Origin of the sequence: Paraburkholderia aromaticivorans, from assembly GCF_012689525.1 — a bacterium.
Taxonomy (GTDB): Bacteria; Pseudomonadota; Gammaproteobacteria; order Burkholderiales; family Burkholderiaceae; genus Paraburkholderia; species Paraburkholderia aromaticivorans_A.
In genome coordinates this window covers 1,883,872-1,900,810 of the sequence record NZ_CP051515.1, presented here as the reverse complement: position 1 = coordinate 1,900,810, position 16,939 = coordinate 1,883,872, and the positions used below count along the sequence as shown (strand labels likewise).

15 protein-coding genes are annotated in these 16,939 nt (G+C 62.0%); 5 read left to right on the top strand and 10 right to left on the bottom strand.

The window, feature by feature from the left end; translation table 11 throughout:
* Window positions 1–16: 16 nt before the first annotated feature.
* Both HF916_RS20360 and HF916_RS20355 read right to left on the bottom strand, forming a co-directional pair.
* A complete protein-coding gene (locus tag HF916_RS20360; protein WP_240975449.1) occupies window positions 17–634 on the bottom strand; it encodes a CobW family GTP-binding protein in 618 nt (205 codons plus the stop codon).
* Window positions 635–1,057: 423 nt separating this feature from the next.
* Window positions 1,058–2,608 carry an alpha/beta hydrolase gene (locus HF916_RS20355; protein WP_168790643.1) on the bottom strand — a complete coding sequence of 517 codons (1,551 nt, stop codon included), beginning with the start codon at window positions 2,606–2,608 and terminating at the stop codon, window positions 1,058–1,060.
* 118 nt (window positions 2,609–2,726) lie between these two features.
* Here HF916_RS20355 and HF916_RS20350 point away from each other — a divergent pair, with 118 nt between their 5' ends.
* The gene (locus tag HF916_RS20350) at window positions 2,727–4,109 is read left to right on the top strand and encodes an FAD-dependent oxidoreductase (RefSeq protein ID WP_168790642.1); all 1,383 of its coding nucleotides are present in this window, start codon (window positions 2,727–2,729) and stop codon (window positions 4,107–4,109) included.
* Window positions 4,110–4,358: 249 nt separating this feature from the next.
* On the opposite strand, the gene HF916_RS20345 is transcribed toward HF916_RS20350, so the two are convergent.
* From HF916_RS20345 to HF916_RS20330, 4 genes are all read right to left on the bottom strand, one after another.
* Complete coding sequence (locus HF916_RS20345) at window positions 4,359–5,300, bottom strand: 3-hydroxyacyl-CoA dehydrogenase NAD-binding domain-containing protein (protein WP_168790641.1); 942 nt, start codon at window positions 5,298–5,300, stop codon at window positions 4,359–4,361.
* A 3-nt stretch (window positions 5,301–5,303) separates the two neighbouring features.
* On the bottom strand, window positions 5,304–6,224 hold the full coding sequence (locus HF916_RS20340; protein WP_168790640.1) for a 3-keto-5-aminohexanoate cleavage protein: 921 nt from the start codon (window positions 6,222–6,224) through the stop codon (window positions 5,304–5,306).
* Between the two features lie 59 nt (window positions 6,225–6,283).
* The gene (locus HF916_RS20335) at window positions 6,284–7,651 is read right to left on the bottom strand and encodes an MFS transporter (RefSeq protein ID WP_168790639.1); all 1,368 of its coding nucleotides are present in this window, start codon (window positions 7,649–7,651) and stop codon (window positions 6,284–6,286) included.
* 144 nt (window positions 7,652–7,795) lie between these two features.
* Window positions 7,796–8,500, bottom strand: coding sequence for a Crp/Fnr family transcriptional regulator (locus HF916_RS20330; RefSeq protein WP_168790638.1), 705 nt, complete (start codon window positions 8,498–8,500; stop codon window positions 7,796–7,798).
* Window positions 8,501–8,613: 113 nt separating this feature from the next.
* Here HF916_RS20330 and HF916_RS20325 point away from each other — a divergent pair, with 113 nt between their 5' ends.
* From HF916_RS20325 to HF916_RS20310, 4 genes are all read left to right on the top strand, one after another.
* The gene (locus HF916_RS20325; protein ID WP_168790637.1) at window positions 8,614–9,027 is read left to right on the top strand and encodes an acyl-CoA thioesterase; all 414 of its coding nucleotides are present in this window, start codon (window positions 8,614–8,616) and stop codon (window positions 9,025–9,027) included.
* A 36-nt stretch (window positions 9,028–9,063) separates the two neighbouring features.
* Complete coding sequence (locus HF916_RS20320) at window positions 9,064–9,837, top strand: SDR family oxidoreductase (RefSeq protein ID WP_168790636.1); 774 nt, start codon at window positions 9,064–9,066, stop codon at window positions 9,835–9,837.
* Window positions 9,838–9,939: 102 nt separating this feature from the next.
* The gene (locus tag HF916_RS20315) at window positions 9,940–11,853 is read left to right on the top strand and encodes an FAD-binding monooxygenase (protein WP_168790635.1); all 1,914 of its coding nucleotides are present in this window, start codon (window positions 9,940–9,942) and stop codon (window positions 11,851–11,853) included.
* A 3-nt stretch (window positions 11,854–11,856) separates the two neighbouring features.
* Complete coding sequence (locus HF916_RS20310; protein WP_168790634.1) at window positions 11,857–12,297, top strand: MarR family winged helix-turn-helix transcriptional regulator; 441 nt, start codon at window positions 11,857–11,859, stop codon at window positions 12,295–12,297.
* A gap of 64 nt (window positions 12,298–12,361) precedes the next feature.
* Here HF916_RS20310 and HF916_RS20305 read toward each other — a convergent pair whose 3' ends face one another.
* The 4 genes from HF916_RS20305 to HF916_RS20290 all read right to left on the bottom strand — a co-directional run bounded on the left by HF916_RS20305 (window position 12,362) and on the right by HF916_RS20290 (window position 16,902).
* Complete coding sequence (locus tag HF916_RS20305; RefSeq protein ID WP_168790633.1) at window positions 12,362–13,276, bottom strand: ornithine cyclodeaminase family protein; 915 nt, start codon at window positions 13,274–13,276, stop codon at window positions 12,362–12,364.
* Between the two features lie 48 nt (window positions 13,277–13,324).
* The gene (locus HF916_RS20300) at window positions 13,325–14,317 is read right to left on the bottom strand and encodes an asparaginase (RefSeq protein ID WP_168790632.1); all 993 of its coding nucleotides are present in this window, start codon (window positions 14,315–14,317) and stop codon (window positions 13,325–13,327) included.
* 59 nt (window positions 14,318–14,376) lie between these two features.
* The gene (locus HF916_RS20295) at window positions 14,377–15,624 is read right to left on the bottom strand and encodes a D-amino acid dehydrogenase (protein WP_168790631.1); all 1,248 of its coding nucleotides are present in this window, start codon (window positions 15,622–15,624) and stop codon (window positions 14,377–14,379) included.
* 192 nt (window positions 15,625–15,816) lie between these two features.
* A complete protein-coding gene (locus HF916_RS20290) occupies window positions 15,817–16,902 on the bottom strand; it encodes a GlxA family transcriptional regulator (RefSeq protein ID WP_168790630.1) in 1,086 nt (361 codons plus the stop codon).
* Window positions 16,903–16,939 lie beyond the last annotated feature (37 nt).

Sequence of the window (16,939 nt, the reverse complement as noted above, 5' to 3'; positions counted from 1 at the left end):
ACGGATAGGAATCGAATTAGCTGCGCGTTTCGTCGCGCGCCCAGGCTTTGCCAAAGCGCGTGTCCATCAACATGTGCACGCTGTGAAAATAGAGCCGCCGTGCCTCGCCACGCATGTTGAGCACGCCCTTCATGCGCAGCAGTTGCTGTCCATGCGTTTGCACGAGCTGATTGGCCCAGCGGTTGAAGCGCTCGGCGTACACGTCGCCCTGCACGACGAACGCGCAAGACGCGATCGAGTTGTCGTGTTCGTGATCGTGCGCGCCGTCTTGCAGAAGATCGGGTTCGATCGAGAGCAGGTTGTCGAGCGAAAAGCTGCGCACGCCGAGCAGCGCGTTGACGTCGATCACGCTGTGAGCCGTGAATTCGAGCTTCGCGGTCGGATTCAGCGTGGCAATGATGTCGGCCAGCGCTGCGCGTTGAGCGGGCGTAGCGGCATCAGTCTTGTTGATCTCGACCACGGCTTCTTCGTTGGCCACGATCAATTGGCCGTCGATGCCCACCTCGCCGAATTCATTGACGATGATGCCGATCGGCATCGGCCGGGTTGCGTCGAGAATGTGATTGACGAGCGTGGTCTTGCCTGCGCCGAGAAAGCCGGTAATGACCGTCACGGGGATTTTGCCGAGTCGCATCGCTGTCATCCTTTAGAGTCGCCCGACCGTTTGGCTCGCGGATTTTGCGTGCCGGTACAAACGAAGTTGGATGGTCTTTAGCGACTTCCGGGCCGCATTTGACGGGCTGTCCTAGTCGGCGCCTTAGTTGGCATGATCTGCTGGGGTCGGTGGCCGGATGCGTCCGATTTGTACAAAACGGCCATGACGGGTGTCGTTTCGTCATCTCGCCTTTGCGAACGTACGACTGCCGGAGAGATGCCGTTGCGCTCAAACAGTGCATGTCCGGTCCAGAAGAGTGCGACTTGTCAGCGCAAAGCGCCGATAAGTCGCACGGAGCTTCACATGGCTATCGGACCATTCGCGCGCGGTCGATGTGGCGGATTCCCTCTGAATCGCGCTCTGCCCGGACGGAAGTCTTTGTGCCGCATCTTCCGGTCACGATTACCCAGCGAGACTGCCGACAAATTGCTTGATGTTGTCCAGGACGGGTTGCTGATCGCCCGCGAAGGCCCAGTGATCGGCGCCGTCGAGCTCGACGAATCGCGCCTGCGCGATGTGGCTGGCGAGATGCCGGCCCGCGCCGATGCGAACGGCGCGGTCGTCGTGACGATGCAGCACGAGGGTCGGCACGGAAATTCGGCCCAGGAGATGTCGCACATCCATGTCGCGCAACGCCTCGAGCACGCCCTTGATGGCGCCCGGGCTCGACGCGGCCCGAAGCAAGCCTGCCCACCAGGCTCTCGCCTGAGGATCGCGGGACAGGCTCGGCGCGAATGTTTCAATGCCTGCAGGGCCGCCCCAGACCGCGATGAGCTGCTGCAGCCACATGTCGTACTGACTGGCGTGAAGTGCGTGGGGATAGTCGTGCGTTGCGGTTCCCTTCGCCAACGAGGCGAACAGAATGAGGCCGGCGACGCGATTGGGGTGATCAACGGCAAACCTGATGCATGCGGGTCCGCCCTCTGACGCGCCGAACAACACGACCCTCCGGCTGCCGGCGGCGTCCAGCACGGTGCCGATGTCCTGCGCGGTCGCGTCGACGCTGGGATTGAACCCGACCCGGTCGGAAAGCCCGACGCCGCGACGATCGAGCAGGATGAGACGGCCCATCTCGGCAAGGGAAGACAGGAACGCCCGGCAGCGAGGCTCCTCCCACACCCGTTCGACGTGAGACACGAAACCGGGCAGCACCAGCACATCAATGCGGCCGGCGCCGTACGTCTGGTAGGCGAGATGGACGCCGCCACCGCTGACGTAGCGCGTCGACGGCGGATCCTCGAAGGGCAACGCCGCGCCGGCGTCGAGCAGCATGCGGGTCTCGGATTCGGGCACCACATCGAGCTCGTCGCGAAGTCGCTGTGTCAGGGCCTCGAACTGCCGCTGGGCCGTGGTCCGGTCTCCAGCGAGCAGAAGGTTGCGGATGAGGTGCCGGCCGTACACTTCGCTGAGCGGATCGAGCTCGACAAGACGGCCGGCATGCGCGGCCGCGGCCGCGTAGTCGCCGGCTGCGTTCTTGTGGTGCACCACTCGCTCTAGCGCCTGGATCGCCCGGCCTCGCAAGGCCTCCCGGCGAAAAAAAGCCCACTCGTCGAACTGCGGGCAGTCGCCGGGCGAAAAACCTTCGAGAAAGTCGCCGGGATAATGGCGGCACGCCCGCTCGAAATCGCCGCGGTCGCAGGCTTGCTCGAACAGCTGGGAATCCACTTGCAGATCAATCGCGGCCGACCATCGAGCGGTTGACCGGTCTGTGGTGAGAACGTCGTCGCCGAGCGTGTGCTGGAGGCGATGCAACAGACGCCGCAGCCGCGCCCGTACAACCTCTTCACCGCCTTCCGGCCACAACATCGTAGCGACGGCATCGCGCGCGACTGAGCCCTTCGCTTCGGCCAGGTAGACCAGCAGGGCCAGGCCCTTGCGCAAGGGCAACGGGCACAGCCGGTCGTCCCGACGGACCTCCGGAAATCCAAGCGTCCGCACGCTGAACAGAGCCATGGCGAGGCGACCCTCAATGACGGCGTCCGAGGGACGCTCAGGGGACGGGGCAATCCTACCATTCCGTGCAAGCGATGGTCACTGGACTCATCGCGATGGATTGAACTGGAGGATTGCCATGAAGAACCTGGGCGAACATGCGATCGTGATCGGCGCCAGCATGGGTGGGCTCCTGGCCGCCCGCGTATTGTCGGATTTCTTCACCACCGTCACCGTGCTCGAACGCGATGCGTTTCCGGCAGCTGACATGCCGCGCAAGGGCGTGCCACAGGGTCGTCATACCCATGGGCTTCTTGCGCGCGGCAGCGCGATACTCGACGAATTCTTGCCCGGATATAACGACGAGGTTGTCGCGCAAAGCGGCGGCTTGATCGGTGATGTAGCCAACGATGTGATCTGGATAGGTCGCAACGTCAGGCTTGCCAACGGCACGAGCGAGCTGACCGGTCTGCTCGCGAGCCGTCCCGTGCTCGAAGGTCATCTACGCCGGCGGCTGCTGGGATTGACGAACGTGCGCGTCGTGGAAAATTGCGCTGTGCGGGGGCTTGCCACCGACCCCGCTCGCAGATGCGTGACCGGTGTGCGCACATGTGTCGAGTGCAGGCCGGAAGAGACCATCAACGCGGACCTTGTCGTCGATGCGACTGGCCGTGGCTCATCCAGTGCGGCGTGGCTCGAAGCGCTCGGCTACCTACCTCCCGCCAAAGAGGAGGTCGAGATCGGCATCTGCTACATGACCCGTACCTATCGACGTCGAGCGACCGATCTCGACGGTAAGCAGGGTATCGTTGTCGCCGGGAGTGCGCCGAACTGGCGCAACGGCGTCATGCTCGCGCAGGAAAGCGACAGCTGGATCGTCAGTGCCGGCGGTTTTCTTGGCGACGACGCCCCCGACGACGACCCGGGCTTTCTCGCCTATCTGGCGACGCTTCCGACCATGGAGATTCACGACGTTGTCGCACGAGCGGAGCCGCTCACCGACTACAGGCGCTACCGCTACGTCTCCAACCTGCGTCGGCGGTACGAGAAGCTCGCACGCTTCCCCAAAAATTATCTGGTTTTCGGTGACGCCATCTGCAGCTTCAACCCTGTCTACGGGCAGGGTATGACGGTCGCGGCAGAGGAAGCGCTGACGCTGCAGCGGTGCCTGCGCGCGGGTTCGAACGATCTTGCGCGTCGATTCTTCAAGGCGGCCGCGAAGATCGTCGATATTCCGTGGGACATTGCGGTTGGCAACGACCTCCGCCATCCACAGGTCAAGGGCGCGCGCCCGCCGATGCTGCGTTTCATCAACTGGTACATAGGCAAGCTTCACCGCGCCGCGACACGCGACAGCACGCTGGCGATTGCGTTTCTAAAGGTTGTCAACCTGATGATGCCGCCGTCGTCGCTGCTCGGCCCCGCAATCGCCTGGCGGGTCTGGCAGGGCAACAGGAGGCCCGAGCTATCGGTTCTCTCGCCTGCAATCGAAGCAGCGAGGCGGAATAGGGCGTCGTCTTGAGCAGGCATCCAACGCGCAAAGTGCCTGACGGAAAGCGGGATAATCATCCGATAATTAGCGTCGATTCGGCCAATTGGTTATGTCGCGCTGAGCAACACCTTAAAAGCAAGGGACCAGGCATTCATCATTCCTCGCATCGCCAAACGGAAACAAGTGCGTCTTTCCAGTTGCAAGAATGGCAGTTTCAACGTGTGCCACCTCAGCACGGGATTTGCGTTCAAGCTCTACTCAGTTCCTGGTTCCTTTCACCTACGGAATCTGAGAAAGATTTCGCTTCGTCTCGATCAGCTGAATCAGCAATTGATCGCGCTGGCGAAGCATTTCTGGAAAATCGTACGATTGCAATTCGATATCGACGCCTTTCGCAATGGACTCGATGTAGTCGTCTGTCTCGGGATACGTGCCGAGGTCTTTGGCCCACTCGCGTTGGGCCGGGCCTAGATGCCGCAGCACATGCGCGATGCCGCCGGGGCCGCCGGAAGCGTGAAGGTTGAGAAACGGGCCGAGCAGCGCCCAGCGTAGACCCGGGCCGTAGGAGATCGCCGCGTCGATGTCCTCCACGGAGGCGACCCCGCGCTGTACCAGACTAATGGCTTCCTGCCATATCGCCACCTGCAGACGGTTGGCGATATGACCTTTGACTTCCTTGTTGATCCGGATGACCTTCTTGCCCGTCGACGAATAGAACGCCATGGTCCGCGCTATGTTTTCGGGCGATGTGAGGCTGCCACCGCCGACCTCCACCAACGGAATGATGTGGGACGGATTGAATGGATGACCCAGGACAATTCGTTCCGGGTGCCTCGCGCCTGCCTGAATGTCGCTGATTGCCAGTCCCGACGACGACGACGCGATGATCACGTCCGCCCTTGCCGCCGATTCGATGCTTGCTATCAACGAGTGTTTGACATCCAGCCGTTCTGGGCCGCTCTCCTGAATGAAATCGGCGTTGCGCACCGCCGCGCCCACGTCAGTCGTGAAAGTCAGCTTGTCCCGCGAGGCACCCTGTGCCAGCCCGAGTCTTTCGACTACGGGCCAACTGTTGTCGATCCAGTCGCGCAGGCGCGACTCGGCCCCGTCGGCGGGATCCGTCGCTGTGACCTCGAACCCATGAGCCAGGAAGTGTGTCGCCCAGCCTGCGCCAATGACGCCCGCGCCGACGATGGCGATGTTGACGGCTTGCTTTGTCATGGTCTAACTCTCCAGGCAGGTAGCGTTGATTGTTTCGCGCAACGGCCGCAGTCCGATGATCTCCCGTGCTTCGGCCGGTGTGGCCGGCTCGTAACCCATCTCACGCACGAGGCGTACGAGCCGCTCGACCAGTTGCACGTTGGTGGCCAACTCGCCCTGCTTGTAGTACAGGTTGTCTTCGAGCCCGACCCGCACGTGCCCACCCAGTAAAAGCGAATTCATCGCGGCGGGCAACTGCGCCGCGCCGATGGCGCTCACATTGAAGACGGTGTTGCGCGGCAGATGGTCGACCATAGTCTGCAACAGGCGGGGCGTGTAGGGCAATGCGCCCTGGAAGGCGTTGGCACCGATGACGATATTGATGAAGTGCGGGGCATCATCGAGGCCCTCGCTGATGGCCCGTTGAACATCCTGAACGATGTCGGCAAGACCGAACACCTCCCACTCCGGCTTGATGCCGCGCTCTCTCATCATCTCGGCGATCTGCCTGATTCGCGACGGCGGCGTCGCCACCAGGATTTCCTTGCCGCCGAAACTTGCGATCACGGTCTGTGCATCGAGCGTGCACATCTCGACCCCGTCACCCTGCATGCCCTTCAGGCGTTCTTCCCACTGGATTTCCCACAAACCGTTGTCGAGTTCGCGGACCATGTCGCCGTTAATGCCGCCGCCGGTGGAGTTGTTCAGAATGATGTCGCACCTGTCGCGAATCAGCCGGTTGATGTGGCTATAGATTGCGGGATCACAGGTGGCCTCGTCGTCGGGACGACGTGCATGCACTGCCACGACACTGGCTCCGGCGTTGTAGCAGCGGTAGGTGTCGTCGGCGATTTCGTGCGGCTGTGTCGGCAGGTTCGGGTTCATTTTCTTGTTGGCCATGCCGCCCGTCGGGGCAACCGTCACGATGACTTTGGGCTTGCTCATGCTGGTCTTCTCCAAGGAAGAAATGGGTCTGAAGGACAGGATTGGCTGGGGTTGTTCGACTAGTGCGCGCTCGCGCCGTCGTCCGGGCCTACTCGGACCGCGTTCTTTGGCAGGCCCAGCAGGATCGTCAGGCCGCCGCCGATGACAAGTGCGGTCAAGGCCAGCAGACCCATCTGGATGCTGCCCGTCGCGCCCTTGATCCAGCCGATCAGCGTCGGGCTGACGAAGCCGCCGAGGATGCCCAGTGAGCTGATCACTGCGATGCCGGCTGCGGCTGCATCCCGGCCAAGGTAGGTCGGGGGAATCGACCAGAACAGCGAGCCGCCGCCAAAGATGAAGAACGAGGCAACACACAGCAGGACCATCACCGGGACGATCGCGTTGCCAAGGAAGGATGTGGAGGCCAAAGCCACCGCGCCGAGAACCAGGGTTCCCCCAACATGCCAGCGACGCTCCTTGAAACGGTCCGAACTGCGGCTGATGGCGAGCACACCGAGCGCACCGAAGATATAGGGCACCGCCGTGTACCAGCCGATCGTCGCAATCGGCGCGATGCCGAGGCCTTTGATCATGGTCGGTAGCCAGAACGTCAGCGTGTAGACGGCGCAAGCGCAGCAGAAGTAGACGAAGGCAAGCACGTAAGTCTTCGGGTCCGCCAGCGCCGCGACGAGCCTGCCATGATGCCCGGCGTTCGCCTCGCCTCGGTGGTCGGCATTCAGGACCGACTGCACCCGCGCTTTCTCGCCATCGTTCAGCCAGGGAGCGCGGCTTGGTCCGTTCGGCAGCATGCGATACAGCAGAAACCCCAGCAGAACGGTCGGCAAGCCTTCGACGAGAAAGAGCCACTGCCATCCATGCATGCCGCCAAGGCCCTCCATGCCGCTCATGATCGTTCCCGACAGTGGGCCGCCGAGAACGCCCGTGATCGGCATGCCGAACAGGAACAGCCCCGTCACACGGCCGCGTCGCTGGCTCGGGTACCAGTACGTCAGGTACAGAATGATGCCGGGGAAGAAGCCTGCCTCGAATATGCCCAGCAGCAGCCGGATGGCATAGAACTGCCACGGTGCCGTAACGAAAGCGGTCGCCGCCGACGTGAGGCCCCACAGCACCATGATCCTCAGAAAGGTTAGGCGCGCGCCGATCTTTTCGAGCAGCAGATTGCTGGGCACCTCGAACAGCAGATAGGTGACGAAGAAGATGCCCGCTCCGAGTCCATACACGGCATCGGAGAAAGCAAGATCCTGCTTCATCTGCAGTTGCGCGTATCCGATATTGATTCGATCGAGAAACGCGCAGACATACGCGATCAAAACGAGCGGCATGATGCGCCAGCTGATCTTACGAAAGAGGGCGTCTTCGACTATGCGATCCGTCGAGCTGTCGACGAGCGCGGCTGCGGCTGGCAGCGAACGAGCGTGATGCATGCGTGTCTCCTGGTTCTGTATGACACGCATTATTTCGATCGACCGCTCCCCCGACTGTCGATCGCGCGACAGTTGGAGTCAGCGTAAACACCAAGCAATGCGCGAACGCCGGCGGCAACGATTCGCGAAGAACGATGTGCGGCGTTAGCGTGCCAAGGCATGAAGCCCTGGCAGATCCAATACGACGATGCCGCCGTACTCGGTACGCACGAGGCCGGCGCTCTTGAAGCGGGTCATCGCTTTATTACACGTTTGACGCGACACGGCGGCCAGGTTGGCAAGTTCTTCCTGAGACATCGGCAGATGCCCCTCGCCGCCCGGATTGGACAATGGCTGCACCATGCCTACCAGCGCCCGTGCGACAAGGCTGTCGGTATCGAGCAATCCGTACGCGGCGACGGCGCCCATGAACCAGTGCAGACGCTCGTTGACCTGAAGCAGCAGAAATTCGTTGAATGACGGTTGATGCTCGCGCAGCCAATTGAACGTGGTGCGTGGAATCTGCGCGACGCGGCTGTCGCGCAACGCGATGAGATCGGACTCGCGCGGCGCGTTGCGAATCAGCGTGCCTTCTCCGAACCAACTGCCGACCGACTGTCCGCCTAAAGTCACCGTCTGTCCGTCGCGCGCGGTGATCGACCACTTGATGAGGCCCTCCAGCATGCCAAACCACACGTGTTGCCGTTCGCCGTGGTGCCCGAGAGTCTGACCTGCGGCGACGGCGCGCTCCGACGCGTCGGCGCGCACGCGGGACTTCACGGGTTCGTCCAGCCGTGCGAACCACGGCGACTGTGCGAGTAGTTCGTCGAGCGTAAGCGAAACAGTGGCGATCCGCTTTTGTCTGGTCATCCTCTTCTCCCAGAACTGCTCGTCCGGCAGGCGATGCGAACTGTCGCTGCGCGGACAGTGTTGCGAGTGCAATACACACACAATGGTAGGACTGGAAACTGGAGCATAGACCCGTGAGTAAAGAAACTGTCTATCGTATCGACGTGCAATTCGGCGATTGCGACCCAGCCGGAATCGTCTTCTTTCCGAACTTCTCGCGCTGGATGGACGCCGCTTCGCACGATTATTTTAACCAGTGCGGCCTGCCGCCATGGCGGGAGATGCAAACGCTGCCCAATTGCATTGGCGCGCCGTTGCTCGAGGTCCACACCCGCTTTCACACCTCGGCGACCTATGGCGAAACTCTGGAGGTGCATACCCGCATTGAGGAATGGCGAGGCAAAGTCTTTATCCAAAGCCATCGAATCATGCGCAACGATACGCTGATTTGCGAGGGGCGAGCGACTCGCGCGTTGTGCATCAAACAGGACGATGGACGGCTGAAGGCCGTCCCCGTGCCCGAGTTTATACGTGCTGCCTGCGACTGAGCGGCGAGCGTGACCCAACTCAGAAAAGAGGATTTCATGACCACATCAAAAGGCCGGCGCGTGCTGGTGACGGCGGGTGCGGGTGGGATAGGGCGCGCCATCGCGGAAGCATTCGTATCGGCGGGCGCGAGCGTCTTTGTCTGCGACATCGACGAAGCGGCGCTTCAACAGATGCAGGCGCAATTGCCGGGCGTCAGGACATCGGTATGCGACATCGCCGATCGCGCGGCGGCATCGCGCATGGTCGCGGACGCCGCGTCTTCTCTCGGCGGACTGGATGTCCTGATCAACAACGCAGGCATGGCTGGACCGACCGCGAGCGTCGCGGAGATGGATCCGGACGCCTGGGAAGCCGTGCTTCGTCTGAACCTCACCGGCACATTCATGGTCACGCAGCAAGCGATCCCTTTCCTGAAGCAATCAGGCGCGGGCGTGATTCTCATCATGTCGTCGCTTGCCGGCCGCTTCGGTTACCCGAACCGCAGTCCCTACGCAACGACCAAGTGGGGGCTCATCGGATTCGCGAAGACCTTGTCTCGTGAGCTGGGCGAATTCGGCATACGGGTCAATGCGATCCTGCCGGGCGCCGTGGACGGTCCACGGATTCAGCAGGTGCTGGCGGGACGTGCCTCGGCCAGCGGCCGCACCGTCGCACAGGAAGAGGCGGCTGCGCTCGCCAACCAGTCCATCAGGCACTTCGTCGATCCAGCGGACATCGCGGCGCTCGCTGTTTTTCTGGCATCCGACGCCGGTCGATCCATTTCCGGGCAAATAATCCCGATCGACGGAGATTCGCAAAGCGCATCCTGAGATCAGGGTAAACATCCATGACGACATGAAGTACTTTTAAATGGTTGGCGTACGGAGTATATTCGTCACCAAGGTGATCGAGACTAATTGGAGGAAGACATCATGCAATTTCATCTCAACGGTTTTCGCGTCGGAGATCCGACGATCGAGCCGGCCGCTGATGGCGCGCCGCGCGTCGACATGCCCGATACGGTGGACGTGCTCATCGCCGGAAGCGGGCCGGCGGGGCTCGTGCTTGCGGCGCAGTTGTCGCAGTTTCCGTCGATCACGACACGCATCGTCGAGCGTCGCTCGGGCCCGTTGCTGATGGGGCAAGCGGATGGCGTCGCGTGCAGGACCGTCGAGATGTTCAATGCATTCGGCCTCAGCGATCGCCTGTTGCGCGAAGCCTATTGGGTCAACGAGACGGTCTTCTGGCGGCCCGATGCAAACGACCGCGGCGCGATCAAGCGTACCGGACGTGTTCAGGATACGGAAACAGGCATGTCGGAGTTTCCGCACGTCATCGTCAATCAGGCCCGCGTGCAGGACTATCTACTTGATGTGATGCGCCGTTCCGCGCAACGACTCGAGCCGGATTACGATCTCGAAGTCGTGGACGTGCAACGCGATAACGAGGGCGAGTATCCGGTGCGCGTCACGTTACGCCGCACGGATGCGTCGCGCCTCGATGAGAAAGTCGTCGTGCGCGCGCGCTATGTCGTGGGCTGCGATGGTGCGCGCAGTCACGTGCGCACGGCGATCGGCCAAACGCTGCGCGGCGATGCGGCTAATCATGCGTGGGGTGTGATGGATGCGCTCGCCGTTACCGACTTTCCGGACATCCGGCTGAAGGTTGCAATTCAATCTGCGAGCAAAGGCAATCTGCTCATCATTCCGCGCGAAGGCGGCTATCTCGTGCGCTTTTACGTCGATCTTGGCGAAGTCACGCCTGAGAATCGCGACACCATCAAACAGATCACGGTCGAACGCATCATTCAGACCGCGCAAGGGATTCTGCATCCTTATTCGCTCGACGTAAAAGAAGTCGCCTGGTTCTCGGTCTATGAAGTGGGACAGCGTTTGACCGATCGCTTCGACGACGCTATCGCCGCCGATGGAACATCCCGCGAGCCACGCGTTTTCATCGCCGGCGATGCCTGTCATACGCATAGCGCAAAGGCGGGTCAGGGCATGAACGTTTCGATGCAGGACGGCTTCAACCTCGGCTGGAAGCTCGGCGCCGTTCTGCAAGGACTCGGCGACATCAACCTCCTGCGCACGTATTCCGATGAACGCCAGCCCATCGCGCAAGAGCTGATCGACTTCGACAAGGAATGGTCCGCGATGATGGCCGCGCCGCCGAAAGATCCCAATCGGCCCGAAGCAGGCGGTGTCGATCCCGCGGAACTTCAGGCTTACTTCGTGCGTGCGGGCCACTATACGGCGGGTGTCGCGGCGCGATATCGCCCGGGCGCGTTGACGGGCGAATCGACGCATCAATCGCTCGCCAGTGGCTTCACGATCGGCATGCGCTTTCATTCCTCGCCTGTCGTTCGTCTCGCCGATGCGAAGCCGATGCACCTCGGCCATGTTGCACGCGCCGACGGTCGCTGGCGCCTGTATGCCTTTTCGGACGCGAGCGGGAGCGCGCTCAATGCGTTGTGCGACCATCTTGCCGCGTCGCCCGATTCTGTCCTGCGTCTCCTCGCATCAAAAGATGCCGATGCCGATAGCGTCTTCGATCTGCGCGCAGTGTTGCAGCAACCTCATCGTGAAGTACGACTCGAAGATCTGCATGCGTTGCTGCTGCCGCGCAAGGGCCGCTACGGACTCATCGACTACGAGAAGGCATTTACGAGCGACGCATCGACTGATATCTTCACGGCACGCGGTATCGACCGCGAACGCGGCGCGCTCGTCGTGGTCCGTCCGGACCAGTACGTCGCGCATGTACTTCCGCTCGACGCCTACGCCGAATTGAATGCGTTTTTGCGGCCCATTTTCCGAACGAACACACCTTCGCCAAACGTCTAGAAATTGCCAATCAAACACGACTACCCCAAAGGACTTTCGAAGTTCACGGGCAGCCTGGTGCGCCGGGCCCAGCAGCGTCACGTAGCAATATGGCTGAGCGAAGTTTCCACCGAGATCACGAGCGTCCAGTACGCGGCGCTCGAAATCTTGCAGATAACGCCCGGCATCAATCAGCGACAACTCGGCGATGAACTCGACGTGGACCGTTCGACAATCGCCGATCTCGTCGCGCGCATGGTTCGCAATGATTTGATCGAACGCTCGGACGATCCCGTCGACAAACGCAGTTATGTGCTGTTCCTGACCCCCGAAGGCAAGAAGCATCTTGCGACGTTGCGTCCACGTGTCGAAGAGGTCGAGCGCATTCTCACTGCGAGGCTGACGCCACGCGAATGTCTGGAGTTGCGGCGCCTGCTTTTGGCACTGTTGCCGACTGCGGAATAGCGCTAGTCATTCGACCATAGCCTCGTCGTTTTCATGCATGATCCGGAGGGCAGCGCTACTGCCCTCAGCGGGTCATGCGACGCGCGATCAAACCGGCTAACGCAACGTCAGCGAGACCGAACCCGAGCGACTTGAAAATCGTCACGTCGCCTCGCGCGCGATGCGCAATCCGATGGTTCGCGAGTATCGCGCCCAGTTCGACGATGTTGTCCCAATCGACGACACCCGGCGCTGCCATCAGCAGATCGCCCGCTTCGCTGCGGGCCTGCTCCAGCGACTCGACGACGAGCGTGCTCGCGCGCGCCAGCAGCGCGTCGTCGAGTTCGCGCGCATCGGGTTTGCTTGAACCGATCGCCGCGATGAATGCGCCCGGCTTTACCCACGTGCCGTCGAAGAGCGGCGTCGTGCTACGCGTGGCGGTGACGATCACATCGGCGGCCCGAGCGACCGCTTGCGCGTGGCTGGCTTCGATCAGTTTGTCCGGGAACAGCGCCTGCATTTCAGCAACCGTTTGCGCCACGTGGTCGATTCCGACTATCAGCACGCGCTCGATGCTGGACTCGTCAGCGAGCGCACGGATATGTGCTCTGGCTTGCCGGCCAGTACCGAACACCGCGAGCACGCGTGCGTCGGGCCGGGCGAGTGCATCGCTGGCGATACGCGTGACCGCTGCGGTGCGGAATTCGGTTAGTGCGTCGCCGTGAAGAATCGATATCAAGCATCCGTCGTCGCTCGAAAAGAGTGGAACGACGAAATCGAACCGGCCGCCATGCGTCGAATAAACCTTGGCACCGCACACGCCGCGGAACGGCAGGATCGCGCCCATCATGCTGATCGATACATGCTCGCCCTTTGTTCTGACCCGCGGTTGAACCGAAGCGCGGCCCGCGCCGTGTTCCGTGAGCGCGATGCGCAGTTCGGCAATTGCGTCGCGCATCGTGATGAGGCGGCGCACGTGATCGTCGGTGATGAATTGCATGATGGGTGTGGTCGGATGAGAGTGGGTCAGAAAGCAGATGGGCGCGCTTCAATAGCGCTCGAAGACGGCCTGCAACGCGGCTGTGTCGTCGCTTTGCGTGAGCGCCAATGTCAGAAGGATGCGGGCCTTCTGCGGAATCTGGTCGTCGACTGTGAGCCAGCCGTAGTCGTCGTCGGGTTGCGCACCGTTGTGCAACACGATGCCGCTGCTGGTGCGCGAGGCGCGAACCACATGCACGCCCCGCCTCACGGCATCCCGAAGCGGGTCGATCAGATGACTGGCGACGTTGCCATTACCGGTCCCCACGTAGATCAACCCACGCGCGTTCGCGGCGATTGCGTCGACCGCGCCGGGTTCGAGCGCGCCATACGCATAGACGATATCGACTTTGGGCAGTGAGCAAAGCGTATTGATCGACCATGGCGTGTCGAGCGTATGGACGCGCGCGGGCCGACGGTAATAGCGCGGCGCGCCTTCGATCACATACCCTAGCGCGCCGTATGGCGAGCGGAATGCGTCGAGCTTGAAGCTGTTGCTCTTGACCACATCACGCGCCGTATGGATCTCATTGTTGGCAACCACCAGCGTCCCGAGTCCGCGCGACGACGGATGCGTTGCAACCGCAAGCGCATCGTATAAATTCAGCGCCGCGTCGGAACTCATCGCCGATGGCGGACGCATCGAGCCCACTACCACCACCGGCTTTGCGCTCTTGAGGGTGAGATGCAGAAAGTACGCGGTCTCCTCGATCGTGTCGGTGCCGTGCGTGATGACCACGCCGTCAACATCGTTTCGTGCGAGCAGTTCGCCGACGCGGTTGCCGATTGCAAGCAGATGCGCGTTGTTGAAATTCTCGGAGCCGGTTTGCAGCAGTTGTTCCGCGCGCAGATTCGCCAGTTCGCCCGCGTGTGGAATCGAGCCGAGAATCTCGTCGATGCCGAGCACCGAGCACATGTAAGTGGACGTGTTGACGCTGCCTTTGCCTTGGCCGGCGATAGTACCGCCTGTGCCAATCACCACGATGTTGGCTTTTGCTGTCATGCCGGTCTGGTCAGGTTGGGGAGTAGAAACGCGGTCATTAAGGAATCGGCGTTGCAACGTCAATGCGAAAGGACAAATGCGCTGCTCAGTTCACGGCTGTTGCTGCCCGCGAGTCCATCCGCCAGCAGCGCAGCTGAACCGGTCGCGAGCGTAAAACCGAGCGCGCCATGCCCTACGTTGAGCCACAGGTTCGGGTAGCGCGTCGGTCCGACAATCGGAAGGCCGTGCGGCGTGGCCGGACGCAAGCCAGTCCATTCGCTGGTAGCGGTGGATTGGGCGACCTCGGGAAACAGCGCTGCCGTCTCCTTGCGCAGCGTCGCGAAGCGCGCGGGGTCCGCTTCGAGCGAATAGCCGTCGATATCGGCAATGCCCCCGACCCGCAGCCGTTCGCCAAGCCGCGCATAAACGACCTTACGGGCGAAGTCGGTGACGCTCACATGCGGCGCCGTGATGTGCGGCTGAAGATCGAATGTCAGGCTGTAGCCCTTGATAGGGTAGATCGCCACGCGGATGCCGAGCGGCTTGAGCAATCGCGCCGCGCCCGCACCCGAGGCGACGACAATCTGATCCGCCGCGAGCGGTGCTCCGTCGCAGGTTGCTTCGACGCCTGTTGCATTGGGCTTCAGGGCATCGATTGACGTTTTCATCAGGAAGCGTACGCCGCGCTCGCGCAGCACGGCTTCGAGACCCTTGCAAAAGCGCTGGCAATCGGCCGTGTCTTCGCTCGGCGTGTGAATGCCGCCAACCAGAAACGATCTGGCGTGCGCAAGTGCCGGCTCGATTTCTACACATGCATCGGCGCTCAGCGCTTGCTGTTCGCAACCGAGCGTGCGCTGGAACGCCAGCAAATTCACCGCGCTTTGCATGGCGTTTGCGTCACGATGCAGCACGAGCTTGCCGGAGCGCACGAAATCGAAATCGAGCGAGGGCTCGGCGACGATGAGTTCGTGCATCAGCGTGCGGCTCAGGAACGACAGCGACAGCAGTTTTTGCGTGGTCAGTTCGCTGCGTGCGCGCGTGCAGGCGGACAGGAATTCGAAGCACCAGCGCCACTGTTCGACGCTCAGCTTCGGCCGGAAGCGCACCGGCGAATCGCGCTGCGTCAGCCAGCGCGGCAGTTTCGACACGACGCCGGGGCCGGCGAGTGGCGCGACGTAGCTATACGACAGTTGTCCGCCGTTGCCGAAACTGGTTTCGCTGGCGACCTCCGCATGCCGCTCCACCACCGTCACGTCGTAGCCCGCGCGGCTGAGATAATACGCGCTCGACAGGCCGATGACGCCCGCGCCGATGATCAATATCCGCATACCGCTGCACTCGCTCTCTTACATAGTCTTTGCGTTAGAGGCAGCACGATGCATGGCTTGCCCGATGACCCGACTGTACGACGAGGCCGATGCGGAGGAATTGCATCGATTTGCCGAAAAGTAGAAGAAATGCGACAGGTCTCTGCCTGGTGCAATGAAGCGCTCGCGGGTGCGGCGTCGGCCCTGGAAAGGTCAGGCGGCGACAGCGCCGCGCGAGGCGCGCAGCTTGCCGGGTGTCACGCCATACGCTTCGCGAAAGACCCGGATAAAGTGCGCCGAGTCCGCGAAGCCGCATTCGTAGGCGACGTCGGTGATCTTGCGCGCCGTGTTGACGAGCATCCAGCGCGCGTAGCGCAGCCGCATCCGCCGATAGAATTCATTCGGCGACGCGTTCATCTCGGTCATGAACGCGCGTTCGAGGTTACGCACGCTCGTGCCGATCATCTTCGCGATGACCGCGATGTTCAGCGGCGCTTCCAGATTCTCTTCCATGAGCAATACCGCGTGACGCACGGTCGCGTCCTCGACCGACAGATAACCCAGCGCGGCACGGCGCTCGACGAACGATGAGCCGCCCTGACGGCTGACGGTCATCTGATGAATCACTTTCGACGCGCGGTCTGGTCCGCAGTGCAGGCTGATCAGACGCGCGGCGAGTTCGACCACCGAAATCCCGCCCGCACAGGTGATGCGGTTGCCGTCGATCAGATAGTCGGCGTGCGTGATCACGCGCAGTGCCGGAAACATGCGCCTGTAGTCGTCAAGATGGAAGCTGTGCACGCAGGCGACGCGATCTTCCAGTAGACCGGCCCGCGCCAGCACGAAACTGCCGGTGCACATGCCGACCAGCGGTATGCCCGCGTGAGCGGCCTGCTGCAGATAGTCCCAGTAGCGGCGGTCGACCTGATCCAGATGCGGCAACAATCCGCCGATCACGACCACGTAGTCGAATTGCGTGACATCCGGAAACGCCGATTGCACCTGCACGGGAATGCCGCAACTCGCTTCGACCGCTTCGGCCTGAACGCCGATGATGGTCCACAGACAGCGCAACTGGCGGCTCTGGTCGCCACGATCCGCCGCGTGGCGCAGTGCGTCGCACAAGCCGGCGAGCGACAGCATCGGAAAACGCGGCCACAACAGAATGCCGACGCTCAACTCGGCGTCGGAGCGGCTCGGGCGGGCCTGCAACGCCCGCGGCAGCGCGTCCAGTTGCTCAACCAGTTCATGAGCCGTCGGCGCAGGGGACACAGGATGGGAAGAGCGGGTAGTCGGCATGCGCGAACTCGAGGGCGGTTCGCGCTGATTATACGGT